This is a genomic window from Micromonospora sp. BL1, assembly GCF_003667485.1.
GTDB classification, from domain to species: domain Bacteria; phylum Actinomycetota; class Actinomycetes; order Mycobacteriales; family Micromonosporaceae; genus Micromonospora; species Micromonospora tulbaghiae.
Genome location: NZ_RCVK01000358.1, coordinates 1 through 413, shown reverse-complemented (window position 1 = coordinate 413; position 413 = coordinate 1). Strand labels below are relative to the sequence as shown.

The following is a 413-nucleotide window of genomic DNA, read 5'->3' as shown; positions in this document are numbered from 1 at the left end:
AGAGGCCAGCCGGGCGAGGATATCGTCCACGTCAGAGGGTCGGCTATGCAGGTAACGTGCCATCACATGGACTAACACTGAGGCGACGTGAGGGTCGGCTTCGGCTGCGAGCCGGCTCTCTACCTGGGAAAGAAGTTCGTCCGGCTCGGTGAAGATCAGGCCAATGGCGGTCGTGCTGAGGTATCGATACGTCCACTCGCTGCTGTCGAGATGGCAGAGCAGACGTGCACGTAGCTGATTACCGTGTGCGCGCTGCCACTCGGGTCTCGTGGCAAGAGTGCGCGCAGCGCTCAGCGCTTCGGTCTCGGGTGTGCACGACCAACTCGCGAACCGGTTGTTGCTGACGCCGGGCTGACTTCCGGCGGGGCTGGGCTTCGGCATGGCCGCCTCGACGGCCTCGAAGACTTGTCGAC

At 63.7% G+C, this 413-nt stretch carries 1 protein-coding gene; it reads right to left on the bottom strand.

Annotated elements, in window-relative coordinates:
- A partial coding sequence (locus EAD96_RS31685) for a hypothetical protein (protein ID WP_233586186.1) occupies positions 1-381 on the bottom strand: 381 nt, incomplete at its 3' end.
- Between the last annotated feature and the right edge of the window lie 32 nt (positions 382-413).